This window comes from Rhodanobacter sp. K2T2 (genome assembly GCF_013408815.1).
GTDB lineage: Bacteria > Pseudomonadota > Gammaproteobacteria > Xanthomonadales > Rhodanobacteraceae > Rhodanobacter.
In genome coordinates this window covers 387305-408771 of the sequence record NZ_JACCCA010000003.1, presented here as the reverse complement: position 1 = coordinate 408771, position 21467 = coordinate 387305, and the positions used below count along the sequence as shown (strand labels likewise).

The window sequence follows — 21467 nt, the reverse complement described above, 5'->3', positions numbered from 1 at the left end:
AGAAACGACATGCGCAAGTTGAAGAATTTCCTGATCGGTTTGGGGTTGGTAATTTTGCTCACCATCACGCTGATGCTCTGGATCAAGCTGCCGTGGCAGGGTGCAGCAGTCCTTGTCGTGCTGTTCGCCCTGTGGATGGCGCTTACGCGACGCGGGCGCCAGGCAGCATCGGTGACGATGGTCGGCATCAGTACTTTGCGTCAGCGGCTGGGTTCGTCGTCGGTCATCGTGATCGGTATTGCCGGCGTGGTCGGCGTACTGGTGGCGCTGCTTGCCATGGGCGAGGGTTATAGCGAGACGCTGCGCAAAACGGGCAGTGCCGATACCGCTATCGTCATGCGTGGGGCATCGGCGTCGGAGGTGATGTCCGTGCTGGAGCGCGATAACGTAGTGATCATTCCGCAGGCCAAGGGCATCGTGCACGATGCGCAAGGCAAGCCGGTGGCTTCCGCCGAGCTGGTGGTGGCCGCCAATCTGCCGGTGAAGGGCGGCGGCCCGGACGATGTGGGCAGCGTGCAGCTGCGCGGTGTCGGCGATCAGGCGTGGGCGGTACGGCCCGGCATCAAGATTGTCGCGGGCCGTAAATTTACATCGGGCATGCGCGAGCTGCTGGTGGGACAGGGCGCGCAGCGGCAGTTTGCCGGATTGAATGTGGGCAGCGAGGTCAAGCTCGGCAATCAGAGCTGGACCGTAGTCGGCGTGTTCGCTTCCGGCGATGCGCTCGACTCGGAGCTGTGGGCCGATAGCAACGTGGTAGCGGATATCTACCGTCGCGGTGGCAGTCGCGCATCGGTGACGGTACGGCTGGCCAACCCGCAGGCGTTCGATGCGTTCAAGGCCGAACTCGAAGCCGACCCGCGGTTGAAGGTCGATGTCAGCACCACCTACGACTACTTCAGCAAGCAGTCCGAAGGCACCAGCAAGATGATCGAAGGCATCGGCATTACGGTCGGCTTGATCATGGCGATCGGTGCGATGTTCGGTGCGCTCAACTGCATGTTTGCCGCGGTAGCGGCGCGTGCGCGCGAGATCGCCACGCTGCGTGCGATCGGCTTCCGCGGCGGTCCGGTCGTGGTGGCCATCATGCTGGAGACGATGCTGCTGGCGTTGCTCGGCGGATTGCTCGGCGGCGCGTTGGCTTGGCTGATCTTCAACGGCTATACCGCATCCACCCTGGCGGCGGGTTCGGTCGGCAAGTTGAGTTTCGAATTCAGTGTGACCCCGGCGCTGTTGTGGAGCGGCCTGAAATGGGCACTGGCGATCGGCTTTATCGGCGGCCTGTTTCCGGCCGTACGTGCGGCCCGTTTGCCCGTGACGACGGCCTTGCGCGAGCTGTGATCGACTCGTGCTGCGGTTGAATGACCGACACACGGATAAATGGCTTGCCCGTGCGTCGATAGCAGGCGCGGTAGCGCCGCATTCGATTAATTGCGGCACGCCGCCGTGGCACCGGCGGCGATGGCTGTTTTGGAACGGCCCAGTGCCAGCGATAGCAGGGCTGTCAAAAGCAATACCGTGATATTGCAGTACAGACCTGTGCTGAAGGTATGGGTGTAGGCATGGGCGTCGTCATGGCCGCCCAATGCGCTGTAGAAAACCCCACCGATGATGGCCACGCCAAGCGCGGCACTGATTCGCAGTACGGTAATCACCATGCCAGAGGCCAGTCCGGCATGACGGCTGCCCATACCGCCGATCACGATCTTGATCAGCGATGGCAAGCCGATGCCGTAGCCGAGCCCGGCAATAAGCAGGCCGGATATCAGTGCCGGCGTCGGCGATCCGTTTTGCACAGAGGTCACCGTCAGGCCGAATCCAACCGCTTGCGCGACGAGGGACAGGGTCAGTGCCCGTGTACCGAATCGCTGTACTGCCCTGGCCGAGCCCAGCGACGCCAGAAAAAAACCGATGGCGAACGTCGCGATGGCGAGCGTTTGTTCATTGCACGCGGCGATCGTGGGTTAGGTATGGAACCCACGGGTTCGACACGGCCCATGGCGCGTCATGTGTGCCGCCTTTGACGGGCGAAGGTGATGACCCCGACGCCCAGCAAGATGATCGCCATGCCGGCGAGGTCGTACGGCCCCACGTGCTCGCCGACGAGCAGCAGGCCGAACAGCACGGCGACCGGCGGATTGACGTAGGCGTAGCTGGTCGCCAGCGCCGGCCGCACGTGTTTGAGCACGTACAGGTAGGCGCTGAACGCAATAATGGAGCCGAACACGATCAGGTAAGCCACCGCCAGGGTGGCGTGTAGATTCGGGTGCGCAGGCAGTCGTTCGCCAGCGCTCAGCGCGACGATGATCAGCGCCACGCTGGCGCACAGCATTTGTGCGGCGGTATTCATCGGACCCTTCGGCATGTCCTGACGCTTGCTCCACACCGAGCCAAGCGCCCAGCACATGGCGGCCAGCAGCAGTGCAGCTGCGCCGAGCCGTGAGGCGGACAGGCCGTTGCCGAGATTCAATACCACCACGCCGATAAAGCCGATCGCCAGGCCGAAGCCCTCTCGCGGCGTCGGCCGTTCGCCATACAGGCTGGAAAAGAGTGCGGCAAACAGCGGCATGCTGGCCACCGCTACCGCGGCGATACCGGAGTTTACGCGCTGCTCGGCGAAGCACACCATGCCATTGCCAAAGCCCAGCAGCAGCACGCCCGTGATCGCGGCATTGCGCCACTGCCGTACGCTCGGCACGGCGACACCGCGAAGCCGCAAAAAGCCGAACAGCAGTACACCAGCGATCAGAAATCGCACGCCGGCCAGGAGAAACGGCGGGTAGCTTTCCAGCGCGTAGCGGATCGCCAGATAGGTCGATCCCCAGATGATGTACAGCGCAAACAGCGATAGCGGAATCAACAGGCGCGGATCGTTGAGCGACCGCGGCGCTTCGGCCGCGGCAGGAGCGGAGCGATTAGGCATAAAGGCGCAGGCCAAAAGTGGAATCGCGGATTATCCGCGAGCGGGCTGGCGGCAGCGAGCCCTATCAGTCATCGGCGATGACGACCGTGATTTGTCGGCTCGCTGCCGACGTGTTTAACCGAGCGATTGCTTATTGCGTTGCGCTGCGCCCGCGCTGCACGACCACAAATTCGCCTTCCAGCACGTCGGGTTCGTGCGCGCGATTGGCCGCTGTCGAACCGACACGCGCATCACTGCTCCGCGTCGGTCGGCGCAAGGCCAGCAGTACAAAGCCACCGACCAGCAGCACACCGGCGACCACCAGTCCAAAAACCAGCATCACGCCGATCACTGCGATACCGATCAACAGCGAAAGAATGCGGATCAGCGGATTGCGCGGATGGCGCATGGAGGGCAGTGAAAAATGCATGTGTTAAAAATCCGTATGGTAGATTTGTCTACTAAAACTAACAGCTGCAACGACTTACGATGATCACCATGGCGCTAACGCGTCCGCGAGGCAAGTGCCGATGGATACAGTGACTTCCGCCGTTTTGCCATCGGGGCAGGCCCTGTGCGCGTTGCAAGACGTTCCGGACGGCGGTGCCGTGGCGGTCGATGCCACGCTGTCGGATGGCGAGGAAAACATCATCCTGCTGCGACAAGGCGGGGAGGTGCGCGCCTATTGCAATATCTGTCCGCATGCCGGACGCCAGCTGGACTATGCGCCGGGCCAGTTTCTTCTCAGCAAGGGCACGCTGATCTGCGCGGTGCACGGCGCCAGTTTCGATCAGACGAACGGCCTGTGTATCGGCGGGCCCTGCAAGGGCGACTCGCTGCGCTCCGTCGCGGTACGCGTGCACGATGGCGAAATTTTCCTGGCCTGAGCGAGAGCAGAGTGCGCTGCGCGATCAGTGAAACATCAGATTGATCGCGAGCAAGGTCACCACCAGCACGATAAAGGTCAGCGGCAGACCGACGCGCAGAAAGTCCTGGCTACGATAACCGCCGGGGCCGGTGACCATCATCAGGGCGGGGTGGCCGGAGCTGAGCAGGAAGGTATTCGACGAGGACACCGCCACGATCAGCGCATATGCCGAGGGATTTCCGCCGGTGGCTACGGCCACGCTGATCGCCACCGGCACCATCATCACCGTCGCACCGACGTTGGACATGACCTGCGAAAACAGCAGGGTGAGGACGGCCAGCGCCAGCTGCAGCAGCCAGTGCGAGTGGCCGCCCAGATGTTGCAGCACCTCCTGCGCGACCCACGCGGCGGTGCCGGTGGAATCCATCGACCAGCCCAGCGGAATCAGGCAGGCGGTGACGAAAATGGTCTTCCAGTTGATTGCCTTGTACGCCTCGTCCATGTTCAGCACGCCGGTCAGCAGCATGCCGATGGCCCCGGTCATCATGGCGACCGACAGATCGAGCTGGGTAAACAGCGCCAGGCATTTGGCCAGCACGAAAAAGCCGACCGCCTGCCAGATCTTACCGGGCCGCTGCTCTTCTTTCGGAATATCGGTGACGACGACCAGGTCCTTGTCTTCCGACGCCAGCGACAGATCGCGCCAGTTGCTGTGCAGCACCATGGTGTCGCCTGCGCGCAGCGTGACGGCCCGAACGTCATCGCGGAATACCTGGTCGCCGCGCGTCACCGCCAGCACCGAAATGCCGAAGCGTTTGCGCAGGCGCAGGTCGCCGATGGTCTGCTTGATGAAGCGCGAACTCGGCGGGATCACCACCTCGGAAATGCCGGCGCGGGTCGGATTGAACAGCTCGCCGAGCTGACGCATCCGCGTCGACAGGCGGCACAGCTGGTTGTTGGCGAACTGGGTCAGCTGCTCGCGCGGCCCCAGTACGCCGAGCACCGAGCCGACCCAGATCACGTGATCGACCGGCGGCGCCATGCGCGCGTCGTTGCCGCTCTTGATCGCCAGAATCATCGGCGAATCGTGCAGCTGTTCCACTTCGCCGATGCTCATGCCGACCAGCGGGCTTTCCGCGGTGACGGTGAGCTCGGCGGTTTCGCCGCCGATGCCGTAGGTTTCGGCGAAGTAGCTTTCGGTGCGGCCGGGGGTCACCTTGAGTCGCTCGTCCTCGTGACCGGGCAGCAGCTTGCGGCCGAAGAAATAGAAATACAGCACGCCGACCACCGCCAGCGTCAGGCCCACCGGCGTCACGCTGAAGAGGCCGAATTTCGGAATCGTGTGCGCGCCCGGCAGCAGGTTGGCGTTGGCGCTGGCGATCAGATCGTTCAGCACGATCAGCGGCGAGTTGGCGATCAGCGTGGTGTTGGTGGCCGTGAGAATACAAAACGCCATCGGCAGCAGCAGCCGCGACAGCGGCACGCCGGTGCGTGCGGACAACCGGCTGCTGACCGGAATCATCAGTGCCGCCAGCGCCTGGCTGGGGATGATGGCGCTGAACAGGCTGGCGACCATATTGATGACCAGGCCAAGGCGCGACTCCATGCCACGCGCCATGCGCATCACAAAGCGTGCGGTGAGATTCAGCACGCCGGCGCGGTCCAACCCTTCGCCCATGATCATGATCGCGATGATGGCGATCACCGCGTTGCCGGCGAAGCCGTTGAACACGCGTTCGGAGGGAATGAGGCCGGTCAGGCCGATGGTCACCACCACCAGCAGCGCCACCATGTCGGCGCGAATCCACTCCAGCACCAGCATCAACATGGTGAAGCCCACCAGGCCGAGCACCAGCATCATGTCGGGGGTAAGCGTCAGTCCCACTGGCAGGCGTTCCGCAAGGGTGGCTGGCTACGGTCGATAGGAGTGTGCAGTGGATGCTTCACGCTGCGTCGATTCGCCCCTGGCTGGATCGCGTAAGTATAAGCGGCCCAGCCTGACTGCTGTGCATCGATATCACGCGCCAGCGCAGAGCCTAGGCCCTTTTGCGCGAATCAACGTTTGCGATACAGCAGGTCCCATACGCCATGGCCGAGCTTCAGGCCGCGCCGTTCGAAATGGGTCTCGATGCGCCAGTCCGGTTTCTCGGCATAGGCACCGGGTGCGATGTCGTTGCGCCAGTCGGGTGCCGACTCCATGACTTCGAGCATTTGCTCGGCGTACGCCTGCCAGTCGGTGGCCAGGTGCAGCAGACCGTTGGGCGCCACGCGCGAAGCGAGCAGGGCGACGAAGGCCGGCTGGATCAACCGGCGTTTGTTGTGCCGCTTCTTGTGCCAGGGATCGGGAAACCAAATGCGCGCCTCGGCCAGCGTGTCCGGAGCGATCGCGTGTTCAAGCACTTCCACCGCGTCGTGCTTGTACAGCCGCACATTGTTGGCATCGCGCGCGGCAAGGGCATTCATCAGCCGGCCGACGCCGGGGCCGTGCACTTCGATGCCGATGAAATCGCGCGCCTGATCGTGCTCGCTGGCCCACGCCAGCGCCTCGCCGTTGCCGAAACCGATTTCCAGAACGATCGGCGCTTCGCGTCCGAAACTGGCGCGGAAGTCGTGCGCAGCGGGGCTGTAGTTGATGCCGTAGCGCGACCAGTGCGCCTCGAACGCATGCTGTTGGGCGGGCGTCATGCGGCCTTCGCGCAGCACGAAGCTGCGGATACGGCGCATATAGTCCGGTGTCTGCGCGTCGTCCTGGTCTTGCGTGTTGCTCATCAATGGCGTCTCGGGAATACGTTGGCGGAGGATACTGCGTGGCAATCGAGTTCTGACCGGGTCTAGTGTAGTGGCCGCTGTTTCGACTCACGGTTCCGAGCCGAGTGGATGAGGGCTGACTTTGTTCAGCAAACGCAGCACGCGCCCGCTCGCTTGTCGCCGCGCCATTAAAATCGTCGCCTGGCACGGTTCCAACCGTCGGTATCCCGGGTTACCATCGTGCGGCCGATGCGGGTGTAGCTCAATGGTAGAGCTGTAGCTTCCCAAGCTACTGACGAGGGTTCGATTCCCTTCACCCGCTCCAGTTCAACGGGCAAGTTGACGCAACTTGCTGTTCCGTTGGAGTTCGGAGCTGGAAAGGCCGCCTCAAACAGACCTCCTCGAGGTATCGTTTGAGGGACTGTTTCCATGCCCAAGCCATTCTTGTTGCGCCGGCCCAGCGGGTTGTATGCCCGCTATTGGGTCCCTTTGCCGCTGCGTGAGGCGGTAGGCTCCAAGACCATCGTCCGTTCGCTCGGCGCCCTTCGTGGCGATGCGGCGCGCTTGGAGGCTGCGCGGCTCGGCTATGCTCTGGCGCATCGGTTCAACACGATGAAACGTGAGATGCAGCCAAGGACGATCACGCCACCTTCCGCCATGCTTGGCGAACGAATAGACGGTTATTTGCGTGACCGTCCGAGTGCGGACCGAGCGTTGCGTTTGTTCCTGGCGTTGGTGGGCGACAAGCCATTGGCGAACCTGTCTGCCAGCGATGTAGATACCTTCGCCAGGGCCATGCATCAGTGGCCCAAGGATGCTGGCCGCCGAGCCCTCTTCAAGGGGGCTTCACCGCATGAAACGGTGGCGCGGGCAGAACGATCGAAGAGTGAGCCCATCGGATGGGGAACGTGGCATCGCTACCTATCATCGGTGCGCGCATTCGCAGACAAGCTGATTGCGCGTGGCGAACTTACGCCGGACTTCAACGAGGCCGTTGACGGTTTGATCGGTCCTCGACGGGGACGCGTCCCGGACATGGCCAACCTGTCTGCCTCTTACTCCTACGTGCGAGGGGCAGACGGCTCCTTGCGTGTCCAGGCGGACACCGAGGAGGACCACCTGCGCGTCATGGAATTGCACGAACGTGAGGGTCGGTCGTCCGTTCCAGTGCCGACGGCCAAGACCGCCCGGACACTCGGCGAGGCTCGTGATCTGTTCCTGGTTCAATTCAAGGAAAAGAACCCGGCCCCCGCGACGTTGCATGAAACCGTGGCGACGCTGAACCTGTTCGTGGACATCGCGGGAGCCAGCAAGCCGATGGATGAGGTGGGGGTCGATGAGGTCGATGCCCTGCGTGCGGTGTTGGCGGTCTGGCCGGCGCGGGCTCGCGTTCTTCCCGAATACAAAGGATTGAGCACGCGGGACATCATCAAAAAGGCCAAGCGGGACAAGCCGCCGGGCATCAACGTGCGCACCAAGGACAAGCACCTGGACAACGTGCGAAAGTTTTTTGGCTGGGCCGTTCAACGGCACGAGATGACGCACAACCCGCTTTCCGGGGTGAGGTTACAGACCAAGGCGCAAAAAGCCACGCTGACCCGGCGCGGTTTCACTCAGCCCGAGTTGGCGGCGCTCTTTGCACCCCATCTCCGGGCGGCCCACGCGGCCACACCTTCACATTTCTGGTTACCGGTTCTGGCTCTTCACACTGGCGCGCGGTTGCGTGAGCTGGCGCAGCTGCGCGTGGTCGATGTGCATCAAGTGGAGGGCATCTGGGGCGTGGACATCAACTATCACGCCGGACCGCTGAAGAACCCGCAGAGCCAGCGGTTCGTTCCTTTGGCGTCGGCGGTAGTCGCGCTGGGCTTCCTAGATTACGTCGCCGAAGTCGAGGGCGCTGGTTTCGATCGCGTTTTTCCCGATGGCTCATGGGCGGCCAAGAATGGTCCGGGGGACAAGGTCTCCAAGTGGTTCAATCGTGGATACACCCGAGCCGCCTGTCTCAACGATCCCGCTTTGGTTTTTCATTCCTTCAGGCACACGTTCGCAGACGCGGCGGATGGCGTGGGTTTGACGGAGGCACAGATCGGGGCGATCACCGGGCATCAGTCCGACAGTGTGTTGGGGCAGCACTACATCCGCCGTAAGACTGTCGCGGTGCGCCGACAGCATGTTGATGCCATCGCGAGCCAGTTCAAGTTGCCGTCGCTGGACGCTTATGCGTCAGGACAGTTCGATGAGGCGTTTGCCGGATTGAAAAAGAAACAGGCGCGCGAGGTGGCAGTGACAGCACGGGTGGCAAGACAAAGACAAAAAAGCAAAAAAGGTTTAAGTGATGACGATATGAGCTCGATCCTGGTCTAGGGTCAGCGGCTGCATCACTGTGTTGACGGTCCGCCGGGTCATGCATCTCACGTTTCGAGACGCTGCGCGGTTACCCTTCATTTCTGAATATGCAATGTTGGCCGTTATCATTGTCTAGCCGGCCTGCCGCCGGAGGGAGCCCCGCGAAAAACCCAAGGCGGCGCTCTGGTATTCGCTGGGTTCCGTGCGCCGGTATCGGGCTTGGTTGGCCGAGCAGGCAGCGGTCAATGTGATGGTCGCCAAGCGCCTCACGCCCGCCGGTTTCACGGTTTGGCTCCACGCCGATGATCAAGCCTCGGAACCCTGACAGTTCGCGCTGATCGGTCCAAACAAGCGGCCGGTCGATGGTTGGGAGACGATCCGTGGCGAAGTGGCCATGGGCCGCACCGACCCCATCCAGTGGCTCACCCGGATGGCATACCTACAAGATCGCCTGAGTGCCGAGAAACGACGAGATGATGCTGAGGAGAAGGTAAAAGTGATAGCACTGGCTGGCACCCGCGCGGCAATGGCGGACACTGGTCCCGCTAGGCAACGGGTGCGGAAATACACATGAGCCATAAAGCCATCGATGAAGTCAAAGCTTGGCCAACAGCACGGAAAAGCGCGTGGAGTGGCCTAATAAAACCCATTAGGCCACTGACAAAACCTCAATGTGATTTCATCCGATGCGACTGCCCAACAACCTTTGGGGTGATGCCGCTTTCACGCGCCCGAACCATGGCCGAGATGACCCTCTCCATACCGGCCTCTTTCAGCTTTACAGCAGCGGGCCGCAATTCTCTCGACGGTTTCTTAGATACGTTCGTAGCCATAAAATCCTCCTTCTCCAGGCTTTGGGCACGCAATCCTGCGGAAGACTATCCCAGATGATAACGCACCACTAGGCCTACAAAAATCTCGACTGAGACGATCATACCAGCGTTCAAGTGCCTCCGACGCCGGGATGAAAAAGAACTGTTTAACCAGAGGCCTGTTTTGTGTATACGAAACAACAGCTCTTGTCAACAACCCTTGAAGATCCCAAATTGCGCGTGGAGAGCCAAGATCCGTTTGGCTGAACCTAGTCTCAGAATGGGAGGCATCAGCCCGGAAAAGCTTGACCGTTCGCGCAGTCGGATCCAGCTGATGCCCCGTCAAAAAAACTGCCCAACTATTCGCTTGGTTACGCGCAAAGTCGATATCGGTAGCCAGCTCGACCTCGCTCATGAATGCCAACACAAACTGAACTCCTGTCCTCAGCGTTAAGCCTATAAAGTCCAATTTGCTTGACACGAGCACCACTTCGGAAACGTAAGCGTCGCCGGGAACGGATTGTCCGAATAAAAGCTTTCGGACGTCGGGGGTGAGTTGACTGAAAAAATCCATGCGTAGGCACCAAATTCCTTTGGATGAGACGGCAGACGATTAGCGAGGCGCACTACGGGCTGGCATAGATACCCCTACCCCTACCCCTGAGACGCACCCATGTTGGTCCTCACCTGATCGAGCATACGCGACAACCAAGAGCGAGAGCGCGTCTTCCTTGTTGTGCCAACAAGGCCGCTCAAATCACCTGCCAACGCTAAGCGTCGAGCCAAGGCCACCACCAGAGCATCAGTCCCGGTGCGCCGCGCTAAAGTTGGCTGACGTTTAATGTCAAGTGTGCTTGACACTTAGCTCTATTCTGCTTTGATGAGGTGGGGGCGAGCAGACACTTCGGTGTCCGGCGGCCAACCATCAGTGTTTTCGGTCCTGGATGGACCGAATGCGATCAAGGAGGATCCCATGCAACATGCTCGCCCCCATTTACAAACCCATCGCCGAGCCCAGGGGCACTCTGCTGTCGCCGGTGCCGCTTATCGGCTCGGTCTGCGTCTTTACGACGAGCGCACGAAGATCTGGCACGACTACCGCAAGCGCAAGTTGGGCGAAGAGATCGTGGCAGCCCTGACGCTTGCACCGGAAGGCGCCCCCGATTGGGCCACCGATCCGGGACAGTTGTGGAACCGGGCCGAAGCGGCCGAACTGAGGAAAGATTCACAGGTGGCTAGGGACTATCGAATCCCCGTTCCACTCGGTCTTTCGGATGACCGTGCAGCCGAAATGGCGAAGCGGATGGCACAGTTCATTGTCGATGAACTGCACACGGCGGTGTCGATCGGACTGCACCGAGACGCGGACGTCGATGCATTGGGCGCGGTGAAGCCAAAACAGAAGCAGGGCTATCACGCCCACATTTATTTCCCAACGCGGCGCCTTGAACAGCTCGAAAAAGAAGACGGCGACGGCACAACAAAGTCAGACTGGGGACTGCACACTAAGTTCGCTTTTCTTACGGGGCGGCGGTCGTCGTCGGACTTCGTCGAGCGGCTGAATGAACGTTGGGCCAACCTGGCCAACGAGTTCACTGCGGCCAACGATTTGCCCGCTGATTACACGCACCTGAGTTATGTTCGGCAAGACTTACCGATCACTCCGCAGCCGACTTTGGGGGCTGCGGTTGTGGCGATGGAACGAAGTGGATTTTTCACGCGGAAGGGGAATGCAGTGCGCGACATCATCCTGCCGTCCGCACTCTACGAAGCGACCCACGCGGTGGTCGTCGATGCGCAACGGCAGCGGGCGGTGGATGACGCCATCAGGGAGAGAACCGATCCAGCGGCTAGGGCCGCACGACTGGCGGCCGAGGCTTCGCACGGAACGGCAGCCCCACTCCAATCCGAAGGAGTAACCACAGGGCCGCTTGTGCAAGCGCCGTTGGCCAAGCCTCCTTTGACGGCTCCGCCTGGCTCACTGGTCGCGCGGTTCCATGCCGCCGCGCCCGCACCGAACACGCTTGAAGAGCGGCAGTTGTTCGTGCGTGTTTTGAAAATTGTGGCCCTGGTCGAGCGGGTGCTGGCGGCACTAGGCGATTTGGCAAACCGGTTCCAAAAGCATGCCGAAGATCAGGGGCGACGCATGGCCGCGAAACTCGACATGGATTACCAGCTTGATGGCTGCCGAGACCAACGCGCGGCGGCAAAGGAAAAGCTCGAACAGTGGGAAGCCAATCACAAATGGCAGGTGGCTACCGCGCGCGCCTTTGGTGGCGGCGAGGGTGGAAGGTCAAAGGCGTGGCAATCTTTGATTGATGCCTTTGAAGGTTCCCAGCGCCGGATGCAAACTTTGAAGGCTGCGCTTCGATCGCACCAGGTGCACCTGGATACCTTTGCCGTGGAAAAAGCGACGTTGAAGGCGGAGCAGAGTGATGCGAATGAGCGCCTGCGGACGGCGTTGGCATCCATCGTGGCCATGAGCCCAGGGGCGGCAGCGCCGCTTTTGGATGTGAGCCAGACGATGGAGTGCGAATGGATCAAAGCCGCTATGCCGGAGATGACAGCGGGTTCAGAGGTGGGCGCCAACGATCCTGAAATCGGCGGGGAAATTGCCCGGCTGCGGCCATCATCGCGCCGGTCAGTTGGTTCTCCCTAACCGTATGCGCGCATCGCTAAACGGCGTTGCGTTTTCCCAATAGCAGTGCTTGCCGGCTCATGGTGGCATGAAGCCATACGCGCTCAAAAGACGACGTGTCCAACGATTCGGCAACGATCAACTTTAGATTGGCCAATTCATCGTCATAAACGAGCATGCCATGTTTGATCGTGAGAAGTAGTTCCATCGGCACGTCTGAAACATAGCGGTTCGCCAGCTTGTCCTCTAATGGCCGAACGTCTACCCGGATGGCATTGCCTCCGCCATTTGCCTTGAATTTTGGAGCCGAGTGGCTGTCAACGCGGGCGACTCGGAGCTGGCTGAGCCAATAAAACCGTTGTCGTCGAGCCTCAATCTTTTTGATTGCGTTGACCTTGTCCTCAATGCTTACGGTCCGATCTATGTGTTCAAATGCTTCCCCGTGAAAATCATCCGGAAGTTGGGTTAGCCAGTCAAACAGTTCTGGAATAGCGCGCTTGAATCCAACCACCTTTTTGCCATTCGGTGATTTGTTGTCGTTGAAGCTCAGGGTAATCCAGGTGCCTGCATACTTTGCCTCGAAGGCTGCTTTTTGGCGAGAGGGAAGGTCTTGGTAATACGCGTTCATCAACCAAGGGGCATTGTCCATATCGCTCATGACACGGTGACGGGTGGAAGAATTGATATCTCCTAGCTCGAATGCCCGCCAACCCAGTCCTTCGATATTTACCATGATGTCTGGGGCCGGCGGTAAACAGGATTTCAGTGAACCGGCAACCAAACACAAGTTCGCATCTTGGGCAAACCGCGCAAAGGCATCATGTTCTAGAGTTTGTTTTCTGGCGTCTTTTGAGCTCATAGCTAATTCGTTTTAGAAAGTGAGGACCAACGAGCTACGGAGGTTCTTGTACTGCTTGTCACTGACTTCAGGCGGCACTCTCGGTCCCGTAGAGTTTTGACCAGGTTGTCCGGACTTTAGCCTTAATCCAGAAATCTAAGTTATGGCCGCATTAAACATTTTCACTTTTCCTTTTGATTTGTAGAAGCCTTATATGAAGACTGTCCTAGCTCTCAACGTGAGGCGGTAGGTCGGTCGGGTTGAGTTCAATGAAGTCGCGTAAGGAAAGCTTCCCGAGATCCCGAATGTTTTTTTTTGGCGATGTCCAGTAAAGGTGCCGCAAAAGTGTCGATAGCGTGATGTCGGACGCGCAATGTGTTCGGCACGCCGATCAGATTTTTGTCTCCAAGTCTTTTCACGCCTTCGTCCTCCGACGGTAGAGTGGCTTTGAGCGTCACAACTCGCTTTCCGCCTTGGGTCTCCATCATGGCCGGACCCAAGAGTTGACCAGATAGCGCAAGATGCAAATGGACCGCGCCGGTGATCACGAGCTCCAACAATTCGGTGGTCCACTGCTCCCAACCATTTCCGTCAGCGGCTTGCCATTTTGGCCAATGAAGATAGTTGCCAAACAGATCACACACCCTTCGAAGCTCGCGACTGACGGGGGTGTAAAAAAGGCTGATAGGCGGGCTTCCATCAGTGAAAAGATATGTCAGCTCGACGATTTGATCGCCGATACGAAAGGCGCGGTCGAGCCCCTTCCCGACAGCCGTTGTGGCGTAGTCCCTTTTTATTCTGTTTGGGATGTGACCCCAACTGTTCGCGTATTGCGCTTGCCTAGCTTCCGTTCCCATTCGAAGTTCTAGGCTCGCGTAGAGAAGACTGGCGGTTCCTCCTTTCAACAAAAAACTCATGGCTCGTTTTAGATGTGCGCTGGCATCAATGGAATAATCTACCATTCGTATTCCCTTCGTCCGTCGCACTAAAACTGACCAAGAAATTAGGTCTTCACCTTTAAATCGCTTCGTTTCTCTATCTCATAAGCACGATAGCAACCGAATGCGCCGCTCCTTAGCGTGGATATAGTTGCGTCGCCGCCTCCGCCAGGATTTTGCCTCTTTGGCTTATGGCCTCCTCGTCCCACGAGCCCATACCAAGCAAATTCACATTGAGGCTTAGATTAGTGTTCTCGATGAGGAGCTTTTTCTTGACGGGAAAGGCCTTGTTTTGAGCCTCACGGTTGACACTCAGGTTAAGCAGGGTCAGGTTGCCGAGCGTGGGGATCATCTTCGAGCGCTTGCGGATAGCCATTTGGTGATCGTCGAGTGCACCACCACCAAGTTCCAGAATATAGGCGGCAGAAGACTGTGCGCGCGTAGCCGTTCTTCCATCGGGTAGCGGCCAATGCTCGAACCAGGACTGCGGCAGTATGTGATCGATATCGAGATTGGATAGATCCGGGATCTGTGGCTCTTCGGTGCGTTTCTGCGTGCGCAGCCATCCTTCAAGCTCAGTGAGCAGCATCCGGCACCGCCCTGCATCCAAGCGGCTGGGATACATGTCGCCAGTCAAAATGGCATTCGTGAACTCAGCATCGTCGGGCCATCTTGAAGCTTCCGTCTTGGACGCGCCCATAAGTTCTTTCAGGACCTGATGGGACAAAACGCTCTTGGACAACTGACGAAGGATCGACATGAACCAATTGTTGTAGTTCTTGGGCGTTAAATTGCAGACCGCTCGCCGCACGACGTAAGACACGATGGTGTTGAACATTGCTGTCTTCTCAGACGGATCTATTTTCGCGGTAGAGATGCGCAGCGCGAGCGGGTGCGTCGTGGTGGTGTCATAGGCCAGGAGCCGGCGACCGAACCGGGCGATCGGTAGATCACCCTTGCCTTGAATTAGCTCGAGGTAGTGCTGACCATAGGTATCCAGCGTGTCCAACTGCTCACTTGCCGATTTGGGCTTGTTGCCTGCTTTGGCGTAGTCCTTGAAGTCCACATAAAGCCGGCCCAAGTCGCCTTCCTGTCCAGTCTCGGCACGTATGGCTGAGAAGATCAGCCATTCAAGGCGTGGCTTGGTGATCCGACCGCGGCGCTCACCGATCTTCCATATGGTTTGCTCAAATTGCTTCCACTTTTCTTCGTATAACTTGGCCGGATCCTCTGTTTGCTGATCCACGGTCATGAACAGGTGGTTCCGAATAAGGTCGGTGGCGTGGAGTTCGGCACCGCGCCCGTTCAAGGTTTCAAAGATGACTTGTGCGTCGTCGCCTTTCTCTAACTGGATCAAAACCACTTTCAAGTCTTTGAGAACGGCCAAGACCAATGCCTCCACTGCTGGCGCTCCGCCGTTGTCCTGGATCCACTTCTTTGACCATTCGGCAAAGCTCCAGATCGCATTCAATGCGCCCGGATGAAGGATCCCGATCTTTCGGAAGTTGCCCGCTTGCGTGAAATGCTCGGGGTAGCGGGCCCTCAAGTCGTCCAGCTTCTCGGCCGTCATTGCAGCAACAAAGTCCTTCTGGTCCGAGAAAGTCGGCCAGACCTTGAACACTTCGACATCAGGGATAGCCATGGTGTCCAAGTTGGGGTTATCCAGCACACCGACCAAAAATGACTCCGCATCCTTGTTGCCCAGTTCGCGGGTCGCCAACCGTATCCCGGCCAAGACGTATTGCAGAGTTGTCAGACGTTGCTGGCCGTCTATGATGTGGAGTGTGTCCACGCCCTTGAGGCCCATGCGTTCCTGCGGCTCGACGACGATGGCACCCAAGAAGTGCGGTGCTGGTGTAATACCTGAAAGGCGTTCGGCGGCCTTATCCTCGATATCGGACCAAAGTAACTGCCATTGTTTTTCAAGCGTCCACACGTAGGCGCGCTGGTAAAACGGCACCTTGTATTGACGCCGGTCTTGAAAGACCTGCTGGATTGTCCACGTCTCCGACTTCATTCCCCACTCCAGATATCGCCCATGACCGTTGGATTATGCACGGAGGAATGAGGTATCCCAGTGCCCCGTGACTCAATCCGTGAGAATGCTGCGCGCTAAGCTCAAAATCAGTGCTGTCCGGGTTCGCTTACGCTCATGCGCACAGGGCATAATCAACGGGTTGAGGCGCCAAAAAATGCGTCAGTATTCCGATAAGTCTATGACTTGTCGAAGTTTTTCTATTGGGGCAACGATGAATTACGACGATATGCCGCGCGCGGCGCTCATCAATCTCCTGCGGGAGCACGATGCATCCCTGACCGAGGCTGGTAAAGACGGCATTGTTATGAATTACACGGGGCGAACTGCTCCTTGGCAGATCATCCGGCAGGTGAAGCCGAAGCTGACCCGGCTGGTCAAAAAGTACTGTGCCGGTGCCGAGGATCAGCAGGTTCGCAATGAGCTGTGGGAAGGTGAAAACCTGTCTGCCATGGTTACGCTTTACAAGTATCGCGGCCAGGTGGATCTCGTTATCACCGACCCCCCCTACAACACAGGGGAAGATTTTCGATACAACGATAAATGGGATAAAGACCCTAACGACCCGGACCTTGGCGATCTTGTGTCATCGGATGATGGTTCGCGTCATTCGAAGTGGCTGAAGTTCATGACGCCTCGTATCTGGATGATGCGGGAGATGCTCAAATCAACAGGCGTCATTGCCATCTGCATCGACCATCGTGAGCTCTTCCGTTTGGGCATGCTTATGGATGAAATTTTCAAGGAAGAGAACAGGATTGCGGTGATCAATTGGCAAAAAACGTATGCCCCCAAAAACAACGTGGGCAGAAAATCGCACGTCTCTACATCGACGGAATACGTTCTCGTTTACGCCAAGTCAATTGACCGAGCTAAAACGTTGTTGATGGCTCGCAGCGATGCGATGAACGCGCGATACACGACGCAGGATGGAGATCCAGAGCCTTGGGCTCCTGGCGATTTGACTGGCCGTGGTGCCGACACCCATTGGGGGCAGGTGTATGCGATCCAGTCGCCTTTTACCGGGGAATTGATGTGGCCATCCGAAGGACGTTGTTGGGCAATCGAGCGCGCCAAACTGAAAGTGATGCTCGAAGCCTGGGGCTGCGTATATGTGAACAAAGATTTAGGTGACGGACGCGCGCCTGCGCTGGTCATCAAAGGATCTCTAAAAGAAGCCAAGAAGGCGGCTCAGAAGATTATGGACGCGGAAAATTGGCCCCGCGGTTATTGGCGCGACGGCGGCAAAGGTCACTTTCGAGCAAAGGTGTATTTGAAGGACGTGAAGAAGGGAATAGTTCCGATGACGTATTGGGGCGACGAAGATTTTGACACCCCCGACGTCCTTGGAAGCACATCGTGGGATCACGAAGAATCTGGACACAGCCAAACCGGATTAAACGAGCTCAGTTCAATTGTTGGTAAGGCACATGGCTTTACTACTGTGAAACCTCTGAAGCTCATCAAGAAGATCATTCAAATCTGGTGCCGACCAGACGGAATTGTCCTGGATCCATTTGCGGGATCCGGAACCACTGGACATGCCGTGCTTGAATTAAATCAGGAGGCCAACGCGGATCGTCGTTTCTTGCTTATTGAGCAGGGCAACTCTGAAAAGGGCGACCGATATGCTCGCAGCTTGACGGCGGATCGTCTGCGACGTGTCATCAGTGGCGATTGGGTGACCGGCCAGAGAGAAGGGCTGGGCGGTGGCATGCGTTTCGTTGAGCTACAGCGGGAGCGGATTGATGCCGACGCAGTCAACGCGCTGGCTCGAGAGGAAATGATCGACTTACTGTTGACCACTTACTGGGATAGAGCAGAAAAGGCCAAATCCTACTTGCGTCGGTTACCAGCCGGCGAACATCAGTATCTGTTTGCGGTCAACGGCCGCCAAGAAGGGTTTTTCTTGATTTGGACATCACCTGATGCGCCGTCATCGCTTACCCGAAAGGTGTTCCAGGCCATCGTAAAGGAAGCAGACCATGGCGGATTGAGCGGTCGATATCACGTTTACGCGTCGATGGCACCCTACACCGGTAACGATATCGAGTTTTACAAAATACCAGATCGTGTCCTGGAACACATTGGGTTCAACACTCGCGCAGATGCATACAACAACGAGGACGGAACGGATGCTGCTTGACCTCAAAAGGTTTCAGATCAAGGCGGCGGAATTGATCTCCGATCGCTATGCGTTGTTCGCCACTCATCCAGATCGGCCTTTCTTCAAGGCCAATAAACCGCGTCCGTTCTATCAGGCTCTTTCGGCCATTACGGGAGCCGGTAAGACACCTATTTTGGCCGAGGCTGTGGCCATGATGTGCATGCACATGACCGCGCAGCCCATTGTTTTTTGGATGTCAAAAGCCAAGTCGGTCGTTGGTCAGACATACAACAACTTTATAGAAGGTGGGAAATATAGCGGCATCGTTGAAGATTTTATGGTGGTTCGCGCTGGCGACTTGAACCCCAATCTCATTGCTGACGGCACTAAGCCGCTCATCGTGATGGCCACCACGGGGCTGTTCAACAATAAAGAGCAGTCTGATGGCAAGCTCAATATTTACAAGCGCGACCAAGATTTGTTTGGCGATCAATCCCCTTGGGAGCGCCTGATTGCCCGCAACTTTGACGGTGTTCGCCGGCCGCTTGTGGTCGTGTATGACGAGGGACACAACCTGTCCGACCAACAGACCACGATTTTGGCGGAGCTTGAACCAGATGCGTATCTGTTGGCCAGCGCCACGTTGCAGCTGCCGGCCAATTTTGCCAAGGCTGTGCGCAATCCGGTGGTGGATTGGGTGAATGAATGCCAAGGAAGTCCTGCACCTTTTAAAGCGGTGATGGCTTTGGATGAAGCTGGCGCGGTAGACCCGCACTTGTTTGTCACGACGACTGTAGATAGCAACGCGGTGGTGCTTGCCGAATTGATCAAGACCGCCATTCAGTTCGATGGCACTACTGCACCGATGGAGCGTTGCCTTGATGAACTTCATCACCGATTAGGGCTGATCCAGCAGGATATTGACGCTCGGGGCTTGGACTTCAAACCCAAGGCCATCTACATCTGTAAAACAAACATCAATGACGACGGGGACAAGGACGATCCCGATAAGCCGTTCGGTGAGCGCCACGCACCACCAATCCGGATATGGCGATACCTGGTGGAAGCCAAGAAAGTCGCTCCGGCAGACATCGCGATTTATGCGGACTTGAAGTTTAAAGACGGTAGCAAGCCGGATGCCGTCAATCTGTTCTCTAAAGGTGAGAACGATTTTGACGATTTCCAGGCGGGAAATTTCCAACACATTATTTTTAACTTAGGTCTTCAGGAAGGTTGGGATGATCCGGCCTGCTATTTGGGTTACGTCGATAAAAGCATGGGATCAAGCATTCGGGTTGAGCAGATCATTGGTCGGGTGCTTCGCCAATACAACGCTAAACACTACGATTCTCCACTGCTAAACAGTGCGCATTTTTTTCTAAGAGTGGACAAGCAGAGTGTTTTTTCCGATGCGGTTGCGGCAGTTAAACGCAAGCTGCAACAAGACGGCACAGCCATCGAAATAGTCGAAAACTATGGCGGCGCCGATAGTGGTGCAGATGATTTGGCTCCAAAGCCGGCATTGCTGGCAAAGGCGGTTTTGCATCACGTCAACAAGGATGCGGATGGCGCCGTAGCATCAATTGCAAAACTAATTGCAAAGTTTCCAACGGTTGATGCTGACACGGCTGATGCGAAAGGCACTGCACACGCGGCCAAAGAGCTTGTGGATCTCAAAAATCTGGACACGCCCACGGTAGCAGTCGATTGGTCGCCAAATGGGGAGACCAATCGCGTTCGTCTACGATGGTTGATCAACAACGCTATTCGCAGTCGTTCCACTGGTGCGTTGGCGGTGGTGAACCTGTTGAGCCAAAAATTCGACGTGAGGGTGCAGGCGCAAAGTAACGCGCACCATTGGGCCGATGAGCTAGCGGCTGACGTCGTCGCTGCTTATTACAAGCAGACCGACTTGGTCTATGAGAGTAAAAAGCCCTTTGTTTTTCCAACTGTGCGTGTGCCAAAGAAGGCAGTTGTCTTCGTGAATGGTTTGTATGGGCGGTATGCTGGGCTCAACAAATTTGAATTAGCGTTTGCGCAGGCGCTGGACAGTACCGGTGACCTTTGGCATCGAAACCCAAGCAGTGGTGGTTTTTCCATTCCACTCCTTTCGGAAGGCGACAGCGCATCTTTTTTTCCTGATTTCTTGGCGTGGAAGGGAAAATATGTTTATTGCCTGGACACCAAAGGTGGCCATTTGCTGACGGACGCAGTTGCTAGAAAACTGTTCAACATTGATGACGCCGGGACGGTCAAACTTTTGACCCGATTCATCACTGAGGGCAAGCAATCAGAATTGCGCGGCAAGGCCATCAAAGGCGGATTTACAGTTTGGAAAACGAAAGCTGGGACGCCCACGCCGATCCATGTGGACTCGCTAGACGATGCTGTAAAAGAAGCCATGAAACCCTAACCAGACGGAAAGCCTCCGACGTCGCTAAGCTTCGTTGTCGGCCTATGTTTCCCTTCAACCGAATTCTAGGCAGCAGGTTTTCCTATGGACGTATTTGACGATGTTTTACTTGACCAATTTTCTGAGCAGAAGCATCTGGCGGGGCTCGTTGACTCACAGCGCAAAACGACAGCTCCTGTGAGCGGCGCATCCGTCAAAATCACCACCACCGATGGGCAAAGTAAAATCTTCGTGTTAAAGGATGGTCAGCCCAAATTTGTCTATCGCCATATCATCGACGACGAAGGAGAAGCTAAACGTCTCGCTGATGGTTTCCAGGCCAAATTCGACTTGGCCGCCCGATATATCCCATGATCCCAAGGCTTTGCGCCGCCGCTCAGCGTGATCATTTGGCGTGCCTACCGGTTGACGGAAGTTTGGTTGTATCAAGGTCGCCAACTGAGCGCATAGCTCAACGAGTCTGGACGAACTTTCGACACCCCAGACACCGCCGGCCCACATTCCAGCGCGCTTGATACTCGGCGCCAAGTAGGCATCCGCAGACCATGCAGTCCTCCGCCTTGCCATGCTGCCACTGCCAGAGCCGATAAAACTGCCATACAGCGATGCATGAGGTGACGAGCGCGCCGATGCCTGCAACGATCAGTGGAGCTTCCGCGAGCGGCGAGACAGCCGCCCCCATACTTAGCGGCACGTCGGCCAAGATCGTGGTGATCCAAGTGGCCAAAATGGTGAACATTCCAAACATCGCCCAGGGCAATGCCATGCGGAGATACATGCGGTTTTCATAGCTCATGGTTGCTCCCCTTTTGCGGCAATGATCCG

Annotated in this window: 17 protein-coding genes and 1 tRNA gene; 9 read left to right on the top strand and 9 right to left on the bottom strand. The window is 57.7% G+C overall.

The window, feature by feature from the left end:
- Positions 1-9 precede the first annotated feature (9 nt).
- Entirely contained in the window at positions 10-1338 is a 1329-nt protein-coding gene (locus HDE78_RS07400; RefSeq protein WP_179477882.1) for an ABC transporter permease, read from the top strand.
- 86 nt (positions 1339-1424) lie between these two features.
- On the opposite strand, the gene HDE78_RS07395 is transcribed toward HDE78_RS07400, so the two are convergent.
- From HDE78_RS07395 to HDE78_RS07385, 3 genes are all read right to left on the bottom strand, one after another.
- Positions 1425-1802, bottom strand: a complete 378-nt coding sequence (locus HDE78_RS07395) for a hypothetical protein (protein WP_179477881.1) — start codon at positions 1800-1802, stop codon at positions 1425-1427.
- Between the two features lie 200 nt (positions 1803-2002).
- Positions 2003-2920: a drug/metabolite exporter YedA gene (yedA, locus tag HDE78_RS07390; protein WP_179477880.1), complete on the bottom strand. Its 918-nt coding sequence runs from the start codon at positions 2918-2920 to the stop codon at positions 2003-2005.
- A gap of 130 nt (positions 2921-3050) precedes the next feature.
- Positions 3051-3329 carry a hypothetical protein gene (locus HDE78_RS07385; RefSeq protein ID WP_179477879.1) on the bottom strand — a complete coding sequence of 93 codons (279 nt, stop codon included), beginning with the start codon at positions 3327-3329 and terminating at the stop codon, positions 3051-3053.
- Positions 3330-3429: 100 nt separating this feature from the next.
- On the opposite strand from HDE78_RS07385, the gene HDE78_RS07380 reads away from it, so the two are divergent.
- Complete coding sequence (locus HDE78_RS07380; protein WP_179477878.1) at positions 3430-3786, top strand: Rieske (2Fe-2S) protein; 357 nt, start codon at positions 3430-3432, stop codon at positions 3784-3786.
- Positions 3787-3810: 24 nt separating this feature from the next.
- Here the strand turns inward: HDE78_RS07380 and HDE78_RS07375 are convergent, their stop codons facing one another.
- Positions 3811-5628 carry an SLC13 family permease gene (locus HDE78_RS07375; RefSeq protein WP_179477929.1) on the bottom strand — a complete coding sequence of 606 codons (1818 nt, stop codon included), beginning with the start codon at positions 5626-5628 and terminating at the stop codon, positions 3811-3813.
- 194 nt (positions 5629-5822) lie between these two features.
- The gene (gene trmB, locus HDE78_RS07370; RefSeq protein WP_179477877.1) at positions 5823-6536 is read right to left on the bottom strand and encodes a tRNA (guanosine(46)-N7)-methyltransferase TrmB; all 714 of its coding nucleotides are present in this window, start codon (positions 6534-6536) and stop codon (positions 5823-5825) included.
- 230 nt (positions 6537-6766) lie between these two features.
- On the opposite strand from trmB, the gene HDE78_RS07365 reads away from it, so the two are divergent.
- The 4 genes from HDE78_RS07365 to HDE78_RS07350 all read left to right on the top strand — a co-directional run bounded on the left by HDE78_RS07365 (position 6767) and on the right by HDE78_RS07350 (position 12332).
- Positions 6767-6840, top strand: a tRNA-Gly gene (locus HDE78_RS07365).
- A 104-nt stretch (positions 6841-6944) separates the two neighbouring features.
- The gene (locus HDE78_RS07360; protein ID WP_179477876.1) at positions 6945-8879 is read left to right on the top strand and encodes a site-specific integrase; all 1935 of its coding nucleotides are present in this window, start codon (positions 6945-6947) and stop codon (positions 8877-8879) included.
- A gap of 552 nt (positions 8880-9431) precedes the next feature.
- On the top strand, positions 9432-9752 hold the full coding sequence (locus HDE78_RS20825) for a hypothetical protein (RefSeq protein WP_218862111.1): 321 nt from the start codon (positions 9432-9434) through the stop codon (positions 9750-9752).
- An 894-nt stretch (positions 9753-10646) separates the two neighbouring features.
- A complete protein-coding gene (locus HDE78_RS07350) occupies positions 10647-12332 on the top strand; it encodes a MobA/MobL family protein (RefSeq protein ID WP_179477874.1) in 1686 nt (561 codons plus the stop codon).
- A gap of 16 nt (positions 12333-12348) precedes the next feature.
- On the opposite strand, the gene HDE78_RS07345 is transcribed toward HDE78_RS07350, so the two are convergent.
- The 3 genes from HDE78_RS07345 to HDE78_RS07335 form a co-directional block, all read right to left on the bottom strand.
- On the bottom strand, positions 12349-13170 hold the full coding sequence (locus HDE78_RS07345; RefSeq protein WP_179477873.1) for a hypothetical protein: 822 nt from the start codon (positions 13168-13170) through the stop codon (positions 12349-12351).
- Positions 13171-13415: 245 nt separating this feature from the next.
- Positions 13416-14111 (bottom strand): hypothetical protein, encoded by a 696-nt coding sequence (locus HDE78_RS07340; protein ID WP_179477872.1) that lies wholly within the window; start codon positions 14109-14111, stop codon positions 13416-13418.
- A 112-nt stretch (positions 14112-14223) separates the two neighbouring features.
- On the bottom strand, positions 14224-16104 hold the full coding sequence (locus HDE78_RS07335) for a DUF262 domain-containing protein (RefSeq protein WP_179477871.1): 1881 nt from the start codon (positions 16102-16104) through the stop codon (positions 14224-14226).
- 232 nt (positions 16105-16336) lie between these two features.
- Between HDE78_RS07335 and HDE78_RS07330 the strand changes: the two genes are divergently transcribed.
- The 3 genes from HDE78_RS07330 (at position 16337) to HDE78_RS07320 (ending at position 20996) form a co-directional block, all read left to right on the top strand.
- The gene (locus HDE78_RS07330; RefSeq protein ID WP_179477870.1) at positions 16337-18268 is read left to right on the top strand and encodes a site-specific DNA-methyltransferase; all 1932 of its coding nucleotides are present in this window, start codon (positions 16337-16339) and stop codon (positions 18266-18268) included.
- Positions 18258-20642: a DEAD/DEAH box helicase family protein gene (locus tag HDE78_RS07325; RefSeq protein WP_179477869.1), complete on the top strand. Its 2385-nt coding sequence runs from the start codon at positions 18258-18260 to the stop codon at positions 20640-20642. Before HDE78_RS07330 ends, HDE78_RS07325 begins: the two co-directional genes overlap by 11 nt.
- An 84-nt stretch (positions 20643-20726) precedes the next feature.
- The gene (locus tag HDE78_RS07320) at positions 20727-20996 is read left to right on the top strand and encodes a hypothetical protein (RefSeq protein ID WP_179477868.1); all 270 of its coding nucleotides are present in this window, start codon (positions 20727-20729) and stop codon (positions 20994-20996) included.
- A gap of 97 nt (positions 20997-21093) precedes the next feature.
- Here the strand turns inward: HDE78_RS07320 and HDE78_RS07315 are convergent, their stop codons facing one another.
- Complete coding sequence (locus HDE78_RS07315) at positions 21094-21438, bottom strand: hypothetical protein (RefSeq protein WP_179477867.1); 345 nt, start codon at positions 21436-21438, stop codon at positions 21094-21096.
- Between the last annotated feature and the right edge of the window lie 29 nt (positions 21439-21467).

What these genes read in the sequence shown, in the direction of transcription:
- HDE78_RS07330 (WP_179477870.1), top strand. Translation starts at nt 16,337, where the DNA reads ATGAATTACGACGATATGCCGCGCGCGGCGCTCATCAATCTCCTGCGG.
- HDE78_RS07350 (WP_179477874.1), top strand. Translation starts at nt 10,647, where the DNA reads ATGCAACATGCTCGCCCCCATTTACAAACCCATCGCCGAGCCCAGGGG.
- HDE78_RS07315 (WP_179477867.1), bottom strand. Translation starts at nt 21,438, where the DNA reads ATGAGCTATGAAAACCGCATGTATCTCCGCATGGCATTGCCCTGGGCG.
- HDE78_RS07320 (WP_179477868.1), top strand. Translation starts at nt 20,727, where the DNA reads ATGGACGTATTTGACGATGTTTTACTTGACCAATTTTCTGAGCAGAAG.
- HDE78_RS07385 (WP_179477879.1), bottom strand. Translation starts at nt 3,329, where the DNA reads ATGCATTTTTCACTGCCCTCCATGCGCCATCCGCGCAATCCGCTGATC.
- HDE78_RS07340 (WP_179477872.1), bottom strand. Translation starts at nt 14,111, where the DNA reads ATGGTAGATTATTCCATTGATGCCAGCGCACATCTAAAACGAGCCATG.
- HDE78_RS07335 (WP_179477871.1), bottom strand. Translation starts at nt 16,104, where the DNA reads ATGAAGTCGGAGACGTGGACAATCCAGCAGGTCTTTCAAGACCGGCGT.
- HDE78_RS07345 (WP_179477873.1), bottom strand. Translation starts at nt 13,170, where the DNA reads ATGAGCTCAAAAGACGCCAGAAAACAAACTCTAGAACATGATGCCTTT.
- yedA (WP_179477880.1), bottom strand. Translation starts at nt 2,920, where the DNA reads ATGCCTAATCGCTCCGCTCCTGCCGCGGCCGAAGCGCCGCGGTCGCTC.
- HDE78_RS07325 (WP_179477869.1), top strand. Translation starts at nt 18,258, where the DNA reads ATGCTGCTTGACCTCAAAAGGTTTCAGATCAAGGCGGCGGAATTGATC.
- trmB (WP_179477877.1), bottom strand. Translation starts at nt 6,536, where the DNA reads ATGAGCAACACGCAAGACCAGGACGACGCGCAGACACCGGACTATATG.
- HDE78_RS20825 (WP_218862111.1), top strand. Translation starts at nt 9,432, where the DNA reads ATGAGCCATAAAGCCATCGATGAAGTCAAAGCTTGGCCAACAGCACGG.
- HDE78_RS07375 (WP_179477929.1), bottom strand. Translation starts at nt 5,628, where the DNA reads ATGATGCTGGTGCTCGGCCTGGTGGGCTTCACCATGTTGATGCTGGTG.
- HDE78_RS07360 (WP_179477876.1), top strand. Translation starts at nt 6,945, where the DNA reads ATGCCCAAGCCATTCTTGTTGCGCCGGCCCAGCGGGTTGTATGCCCGC.
- HDE78_RS07400 (WP_179477882.1), top strand. Translation starts at nt 10, where the DNA reads ATGCGCAAGTTGAAGAATTTCCTGATCGGTTTGGGGTTGGTAATTTTG.
- HDE78_RS07380 (WP_179477878.1), top strand. Translation starts at nt 3,430, where the DNA reads ATGGATACAGTGACTTCCGCCGTTTTGCCATCGGGGCAGGCCCTGTGC.